General features: G+C 70.1%; 7 protein-coding genes. 4 read left to right on the top strand and 3 right to left on the bottom strand.

Annotated elements, in window-relative coordinates; translation table 11 throughout:
• Positions 1-1087: hypothetical protein (locus FRW57_RS14365; RefSeq protein WP_203230339.1), on the bottom strand; the 1087-nt coding region annotated here is incomplete at its 3' end.
• A gap of 304 nt (positions 1088-1391) precedes the next feature.
• Between FRW57_RS14365 and FRW57_RS14360 the strand changes: the two genes are divergently transcribed.
• The 3 genes from FRW57_RS14360 to FRW57_RS14350 all read left to right on the top strand — a co-directional run bounded on the left by FRW57_RS14360 (position 1392) and on the right by FRW57_RS14350 (position 3943).
• Positions 1392-1811, top strand: coding sequence for a hypothetical protein (locus FRW57_RS14360; protein WP_137121149.1), 420 nt, complete (start codon positions 1392-1394; stop codon positions 1809-1811).
• A gap of 1 nt (position 1812) precedes the next feature.
• Complete coding sequence (locus tag FRW57_RS14355; RefSeq protein WP_137121150.1) at positions 1813-2625, top strand: FliA/WhiG family RNA polymerase sigma factor; 813 nt, start codon at positions 1813-1815, stop codon at positions 2623-2625.
• 82 nt (positions 2626-2707) lie between these two features.
• Positions 2708-3943: a GGDEF domain-containing protein gene (locus tag FRW57_RS14350; protein WP_137121151.1), complete on the top strand. Its 1236-nt coding sequence runs from the start codon at positions 2708-2710 to the stop codon at positions 3941-3943.
• A 102-nt stretch (positions 3944-4045) separates the two neighbouring features.
• Here FRW57_RS14350 and FRW57_RS14345 read toward each other — a convergent pair whose 3' ends face one another.
• Both FRW57_RS14345 and FRW57_RS14340 read right to left on the bottom strand, forming a co-directional pair.
• Positions 4046-4393, bottom strand: a complete 348-nt coding sequence (locus FRW57_RS14345) for a hypothetical protein (RefSeq protein WP_137121152.1) — start codon at positions 4391-4393, stop codon at positions 4046-4048.
• 84 nt (positions 4394-4477) lie between these two features.
• Positions 4478-7027: a putative bifunctional diguanylate cyclase/phosphodiesterase gene (locus FRW57_RS14340; RefSeq protein ID WP_152186310.1), complete on the bottom strand. Its 2550-nt coding sequence runs from the start codon at positions 7025-7027 to the stop codon at positions 4478-4480.
• On the opposite strand from FRW57_RS14340, the gene FRW57_RS14335 reads away from it, so the two are divergent.
• Positions 7020-7313: a hypothetical protein gene (locus FRW57_RS14335; RefSeq protein WP_152186309.1), complete on the top strand. Its 294-nt coding sequence runs from the start codon at positions 7020-7022 to the stop codon at positions 7311-7313. The genes FRW57_RS14340 and FRW57_RS14335 overlap by 8 nt on opposite strands.
• Positions 7314-7515: the final 202 nt, after the last annotated feature.

Raw genomic sequence — 7515 nt, 5'->3', positions numbered from 1 at the left:
CGGAGCGCAGGGTGAACGGTCGGCCGATCCGGGCCGTGCGCGGGCCGGATGCCGAGGCCACGCGCGGGCCGAGGGGCGCAGGACCGGTGCGCTGCAGGAACGGTGAGCGCGCGACGTTCCAGTGGCGCGCGAGGTAGCTGCCCTTGCGGGGCGACACGTTGTAGTAGGTGTCCCGCCCGCAGTCCACCATCCCTGCGAAGGGTTGCCGCAGTCGCAGCGGCACGGCGCACCGCCGCACCAGTCTGGTCCCGCTCGCGTCCTGGTAGCACATGATGTCGGCCGTGTCCCGGCAGTGGCCGTGGGCGCTCGCGTAGGGCGCGCCCGGCTGCACCGCGCCGAGCGTGTGCAGGGCCTCGTGCAGCAGACCGCCCTCCCAACAGGGCGGCGTGAGCCAGGCAAACAGCGCCATCCGGTTGTGCCAGTTGTCCGCCGGACGAGGGGTGTCGTCGAGAAAGGTCTCCCCGAGCCCGCAGACGCGCTGCCGCGGCGGCGTCTCCGCCCAGACCACGTAGTGACGCCGCGGGCTGGTGTAGCCGAGCCGCCGCAGGTGGGCCCACAGCCTGGCCGGACCGGCATAGGCGCTGGCCGGCACCACCACCTTGCGCACGGACACGACACACCGCCCGGACGCGGGCTCCGAGGTCACCCAGCGCATCCGCTGACCGTAGGAGCGGCCGGCCGAGGCGAACCACACCTCGGTGCTCGCCTCACCGATCCACTGCCGGATCCTGGGCGCCACCGTCCGGTAGCGGTCGGGATAACCCTTCGCTGTCGCGTAGATCGCCTGGAAGCGGTAGCCGCCGGTCCCGGTCCGCAGACACGGCGCGGACGAGCCGACCGGGTTGACACCCGGCACCCGCATCGGCGTCGCGACCGCACGGTGCACCGGCTGCGGCTCGAGCGCCCGGCGGACCGGCGGTGCCGAATCGAGTCCGTGGCCGAGCTGGCCGACCCGGCTGACCCAGGCGGGCACGGAGTCCGACCCGGTCACCACAGGAGCGGTCGTGGCCACGGGGGCTACGGCACTCCCGGTCAACCCGCCCAGCGCCAGGGCGAGGATTGCCGGGAGCAACAGCCTGGTGCGCATGGAACCTCGCCGTTCGGTCGGTGATGAAGGAATGTTCAGTCCGTCGCCGGGCCGGGTCTGCCGGACACCAGGCGCCACACCGAGCCGTGGGTGTGGCACACGTCGACTCCCTATCGCCACCCGCAGCCGCCGACCTGAGAGGTCGGTTGGACTCCTCACCCTCGACGGTGCCTCCGAGAGGCGGGCGGCCGCGCAGGCAACACCGTAAAGACCTCGTAAAGTGGGCATTTCGCCCCAGCAGCACCATTGGTCCCGCTGGTAGCGTCGTGCCGGACGGGCGCCGCCCCGATGGAAGTGTGGAGAAATGAGGCTCTTTCGCAGGCGACACGCCTCGCCCACTGCGGATCGCCCCCGCGCTGACCCCCTCACCGTCACGCTCCAGGTCGATGCCAGCGCCGCGACGGAACAGTCCATCGAGGTCGACGCCGACAACGAACTGCTCTCGTTGCTGGAGGAGGCGCTGCGAGAGCACCTGCCCTTCGGGATGGAGGGGGCGGCGCACGCCCAGGCGGTGGCCGTGCTGCCGATCGTGGTGGGCCGCGACCTCGTCGTGGAGGGGCGGCGGACGCCCGCCGAGGAAGTGCTGGAACAGCTGTGCCGCGACCACTCCCAGTCGCGCTCGGTGGACGACGGAGTGGTCTCGTGCAGCCTCTGCTCCGGCACCGGGTGGCCGTGCGGCGTGTGGGTGGCGGCGGCCCGTGCCGGCCTGGTCGAGGAGCGCTGAGATGATCCCGGACGACGAGGCCGGAGGGGCCGACCTCACCCATGAGCCGCAGTCACTCGCGGACGTCCACGACGAGCCCGAACTGTGGTCCTTCTACAAGCGGACGGGCGATGAAGCCGCCCGCGAGCGGCTCATCCTGCACCATGCCCCGCTGGTGAAGTTCGTCGCCGGTCGGCTCCGCTCGGGTCTGCCCTCCACGGTGGACCCGGGAGATCTCTACAGCGACGGGATGTTCGGGCTGTTCGACGCCATCGAGAAGTTTGACCCGGGGCTCGGTATCAAGTTCGAGACCTATGCCCAGCAACGGATCAAGGGGGCCATCTACGACCGACTGCGCACCATGGACTGGGTGCCGCGCTCGGTGCGGAGCAAGATCAAGGCGGTCGACCAGGCCCACGAGAGGCTCGAGCTCGAGCTGCAACGCACCCCCACCGACGAGGAGGTCGCCGATGCCGCCGGCGTGACGCTGCCCGAGCTGCGCGGCGTCTACACCCGGACCGCGACGACGAGCGTGCTCTCCCTCGACCGCCGGATCGGCGGCCAGGACGACCAGTCCACGCTCGGCGAGCTGCTCGCGCCGTCGACCGGAGAGGTGCTCGGCGAGGACCTCGAGGACGCGGAGCTCAAGCAGGAGCTGCTGCGGGGCGTGCGGCTGCTCCCCGAGAACGACCGCATCGTGATCACCCTCTACTACTTCGAGGAGTTCACGCTCGCGGAGATCGGCCAGGTCCTCGGTGTGACCGAGTCGCGGGCGTGCCAGCTGCACGGCCGCGCCCAGAAGAGGCTTCGGGCGCACCTCACCGCCCACGTCTGAGGCGGCTGGGGGCTCAACCGGCCGGTGGGAGGCGCCGATGGTTGGAGAAGGCCGAAGGCGCCCGACAGGATGGCAAGGAGCCATGACGCAGCGAGAGCACCGGACCGTGCGAGCCGTTCCCCGCGAGCCGCTCCCCTCCAGCGTGTACCACTTTGCCATTGCCGTGATCGCGGCGCTGTTGTGCCTCCAGTCGGTGGTCTACCACTCCGAGGTCCACCGCAACGAGATCGGCATCGGCCTGGTCCTGACCATCGCGATCGCGGTGACCCTGCTCGCCTCGACCCGAAGCACGCCCAGGCTCGCCCGGTCATCCCGTTTCGGGCTCTCACTCGACGCCGTCTGGGTCTTCGCGGCGGTGTTGCTGCTTCCCTTCCCGCTCATGCTCTTCGCCATCATGGTGGCGCGCTGGGTGGCCGGCGTGGTCACGGCTGCCACGGCCGGCGCGTCCTACCGACGGTCGCGGCTCATCTCCTACGTCTCGATCACCGGCATCAGCGGCTGGGTGGCCTCGGTCGTCCACCTCGCGGTCAACCACCTGCCTCGGCCGGGTTTGCGCGCCGACTCCCTCGAAGTGGTCGCCGTGCTGGCGGCAGCCGTGACCTTTGCGGTGCTGTCCAACGCGCTGACCAGCATCGGTTACGCGCTCTACCGCTCGGAGCACCTGCGGATCAAGGAGACCGCCACCGGTTTCCTCGTGGAGGTGGCCCTGCTCTGCCACGGCGGCCTCATCGCCTGGGCCTGGACCGTGTCGCCGGCCATGTTCCTGCTCGGCCTCCCCTCTCTCGTGCTCGTCCAGCGGGCGCTGCTGCACGACCTGTTGGAGCGTCGAGCCAACCGGGACGCGAAGACCGGCCTGGCCGCCCACGACTGGTGGAAGGAACGGGCTGCCCACGAGATCGGCCAGAACCGGACCGGAAGGCAGGTCGGTGTGCTGGTGCTCGACATGGACCACTTCAAATGGGTCAACGACACCCATGGACACCTCGATGGCGACCGCGTGCTGCGCGAGGCGGCGGCGGTGCTCGAGCAGCTGGTGCGCTCGGGCGATCTGGTCGGTCGCTTCGGCGGCGAGGAGTTCGTCGTCCTGCTTCCGGACATCCGACTACCCCAGCTGCTCCAGGTCGCCGAACGGCTGCGCAAGGGGGTGGAGCGGCACGTGGTGCCGCTCCCCCGCGGCTCGGTGCGCCTCACCGTGTCCGTCGGTGGCGCCGTCCACCCGCGCGACGGAGACAGCGTTGACGCGCTCCTCGCCCGGGCCGACGAGAACCTCTACCGGGCAAAGCGCGCCGGTCGCAACCAGGTGGTCATCGACACGTGAGCACCGGCTGCCGCCCTGCACCGTGCATGGAAGCAACCGCAACGCCTCCGCGCATCGGAATGCCCGGTCCACAGACCAGGCGAGAGTGATGGACGGCGCCGTTCAGACGGCGAGCGGCGGACTCCGGTCCCCGTCGCCGCCGGGGCCGCCGGGTCGAGCGGATCCTTCGAGGTGTGCAGCGTTCGCAGCCGCCACGATGCCCTGGCGCGCCTGGTCCCACAGCTCAGACCAGCCCTCGGCGGGGATTCGGAGCGCGGTCCGTCGCACCTGACGACTGGCCGGGTCGAGATAGGAGACCTCCACGACGAACGTGACGTCGTTGAAGCTCTCGTCCGACGTGTTGTAGATGCCCGTCTCGAATGCAGCGTCCTCCACGCGCACGCTGCCCCTCGCGAAGGGTATGCCGTCAGCGGTCATCTTCGCGTGGATCGCGTCGCGCAGTCGGTTCATCGGAAAGGTCCTTGTCACAGTGCTTCCGGGCCTTTGGGCGCGGGACGAACAGTAGTGAGTCGATGCCACAGTGGCCCGGGAGACCTACTCTGACACGTCGCCCCCCAGCGCCGGGGCCACTTTGCCGAAAAGGTCCTGCCCGGGGTGCGGTGCAGCCCGCGTCCACCGCTCCCGCCAGGCGGCCGTCCAGTCCGTGACCGCGGCAAGGGCGAGTGGCCGACCGAACCAGTAGCCCTGGCCGATGTCACAGCCCATTTCCTGGAGCAGGGCCACCACTTCGGCGCTCTCGACTCCTTCCGCGACCACCACGCAGTCGGTGCCGTGCGCCATGTGGATGATCGCTTGGACGACCGAGGACTGTGCCGGGCTGGCCCCTGCGAGATCGCGGACGAAGGACTTGTCCACCTTGAGCTCCCGGATGGTCCCCTGCCGCTGCAGCAGCGACTGGATGGAGGAGAACCCCGTTCCGAAGTCGTCGATGGAGATCCGGCAGCCCAGCTCGGCCAGGACGCGCATCACTCGTTCGGCGCTGGTCCAGTCGTGGACGTTGGCCGACTCGGTGATCTCGATGACGAGCTGCTCCGGAGGGACACCGTGATGGGCGAGTCGTTGCTCGATGTGACGTGGGAGGGACAGGTCGAGCAGGTTGCGCGCGGAAACGTTCACCGAGACCGTGAACGCGTCGGAGCCGACGTCCAGTCGTTCGCGCAGCTCGGCGTGATCCCGGAGGACGTCGTCGACCACCTGGGAGGTGAAGGCGGTGATCATGCCCGACTGCTCGGCCAGGGGGACGAACGCGTCCGGGTAGAGCAGGCCCCGGATCGGATGGTGCCAACGCACCAGAGCCTCCGCTCCGACGACGGCGCCCGTGCGCAGGTCGATCTGCGGCTGATAGTGCAGCACCAGCCCGGCACGGGGCACGTCACTGTCGGACACGTGACCCGCGTGCCTTGCCGGAGCCCTCTCCGCCCGGTCCAGCGCGGCCCGCAGGTCGACGGTGAGCAACAGCTGCTCCGGGGTGTGCTGGGCCATCCGAGGCTCGTAGACCTGGGGCCGGCTGTCCTTGTTGACCTTCGCCTCGTAGAGGGCGATGTCGGCCCGCTTCAACAGCTCCGATATCCCGACGCCGGCCTCTGCGTGCGCGATGCCGAGGGACGTCTCCACGGCCAGCTGGATCTCCTCCAGCGGGATGGTGTGGGACACGGCGGCGGCGATCACCTCGGCATACCGAAGCGCTTCCTCCGGACGGGCAAGATCGCCGGCGAACACCACGAACTCGTCGCCACCGACACGAGCGACGATGTCGGAACGGCCCACCAGGGCACGGATCCGGTCGGCGACCACCTTGAGGACCTCATCACCCGTGGCGTGGCCGAGGGTGTCGTTGATCCGCTTGAACCCGTCGAGGTCGAAGATGATCAGCGAGGCGTGCCGGCCTCGTGACCGCGCCGCCCGCAGCGCCCGGGCACCGCCGCGGTAGAGCCGGGTCCGGTTCCCCAGCATGGTCAACTGGTCCTGCTCCGCCTCACGCGCCTTGGACTCCGCGTAGCTGCGCATCGAGTCGTGCTGCCGGGCCAGCATGAGCGTCGAGGCAGCCGAGGACAGGAACTGGGAGAGCACCCGCGACAGCTGTCTCGTGTGCCGCTGGTGGCCGTGGAAGCTCAGCTCGCAGTGACCCAGCACCCGACTCGCAGCGCTCAACGCACCGACGGCCTCGGTGGCCGTGACGTAGGGCGCTGCCGGCGCCGACGGGACCCGATAGTTCGGGGGCAGCGGCGTCACGCTGACCTGATCGGCGTTGCGTCGGGCCCGGACCACATGGCCGCTGGAGCCGAACTGCTGCGGATTGGGATAGACCGTGATGGCGCACTCGGTGACCGGGAAGATCCGCACGGCGTTCGCGGCGGCCAGACTGGCGATCTCCAGTTCGTCGCTGCGGCCGAGGAGGCTGGCGTTGTGCTCGTCCAGGTTCTCCCAGGTGGCCCGCTCGTGCCTGACCTCAGCCAGCTCGTAGAGCAGCTTCCACACGAGGGCGGCCGAGAGCGGGACCAGGACCAGCACGTAGTCGTCCACGGGGAGGAGCAGCACCATCCCGAGCACGAAGGCGACGAGCACCGGGATGCTGGTTCGCAGCATGCCGACCCTGAACACGTGCGAGGTCAGCTGCACCGGGTAGGTGAGCCGGTAGCAGCCCCAGAGGCAGAGTTCCCCCATCGCGCTGGCGACGAGGACGCCCAGCACGTAGTTCCACGGCAAGGCGTCGAACGACGAGACGAGGAGCGCGGTCAGGCTGGTGACCAGCAGCCCCGACCCGAAGTTGAAGAGCGCCCGGAGCCGTTCGTCGGGGTGCAGGACGTAGTCGCGAAGCAACAGCGCGCTGCGGGCGAGCAAGGCCGCCAGGATCGTGGCGGCCGGGCTGGTCACGGCGACCGAGACGAGCACGGCCAGGTCGCCGAGCGCATAGCGGAAGGAGCGCTCGCCGCGACGCACCGACACGACGCCGGCGGCGAGCATCGCGAAGTTGAGGACGAGCACCAGCCAGAAGATCGGCGTGGTGAGGGGCCCCGGCGCGAGGCCCAGCCGGATCAGCGCGCCGAGGGGGCCCAGCAACCCGACGGCGAGCACGATGGCCACCCAACGCTGCAGCGTCGCGGGCGGCCATTCGTCGACCGCGGCGCCCGGTCGGGAACGCGGCCGCGACGCGCCCGAGGTGGCCTTCGAAGGGGGCGCCGGCAAAAGCCCACCCGGCTCGTCGACCGGCCAGAAACCGGTCGGCCCGATCACTGCCCGCTCGTCCACCCTGCTCCCGTCCGGCCCCGGCTCCGCCTACCCAGCGAACTCCATGATGCCCGACTCCGAGACAAAGACAGCAACACGGATGGTCGAGAACGGCCCACCACGACAAATTGATCTCGATTGAAGGTTCAAGTGGAAGGTGCCGGTGCCGATAGGACGGGAGAACGCTCACCCTCACGACACCACGGAGCCCCCGACCGCCATGTCCCGACACCGCCAGCCCCGCGCAGTGCGCACCACCTCCGCCGCCGCGCTCGCCACGGCCACCGTGCTCCTGCTCCCAGGGGTCGCCCAGGCCGCCCCTCCCCCCGCGTCCAGCGCTGCTG

It is taken from the genome of Segeticoccus rhizosphaerae, assembly GCF_009192725.1.
Taxonomy (GTDB): Bacteria; Actinomycetota; Actinomycetes; order Actinomycetales; family Dermatophilaceae; genus Segeticoccus; species Segeticoccus rhizosphaerae.
Note: the sequence above shows the minus strand (reverse complement) of the source record. Positions and strands in the feature narration are given on the sequence as shown.

Bases quoted from the DNA above. Each gene is read 5' to 3' on its own strand.
- FRW57_RS14360 (WP_137121149.1), top strand. From the start codon at position 1,392: ATGAGGCTCTTTCGCAGGCGACACGCCTCGCCCACTGCGGATCGCCCC.
- FRW57_RS14355 (WP_137121150.1), top strand. From the start codon at position 1,813: ATGATCCCGGACGACGAGGCCGGAGGGGCCGACCTCACCCATGAGCCG.
- FRW57_RS14350 (WP_137121151.1), top strand. From the start codon at position 2,708: ATGACGCAGCGAGAGCACCGGACCGTGCGAGCCGTTCCCCGCGAGCCG.
- FRW57_RS14345 (WP_137121152.1), bottom strand. From the start codon at position 4,393: ATGAACCGACTGCGCGACGCGATCCACGCGAAGATGACCGCTGACGGC.
- FRW57_RS14335 (WP_152186309.1), top strand. From the start codon at position 7,020: ATGGCCACCCAACGCTGCAGCGTCGCGGGCGGCCATTCGTCGACCGCG.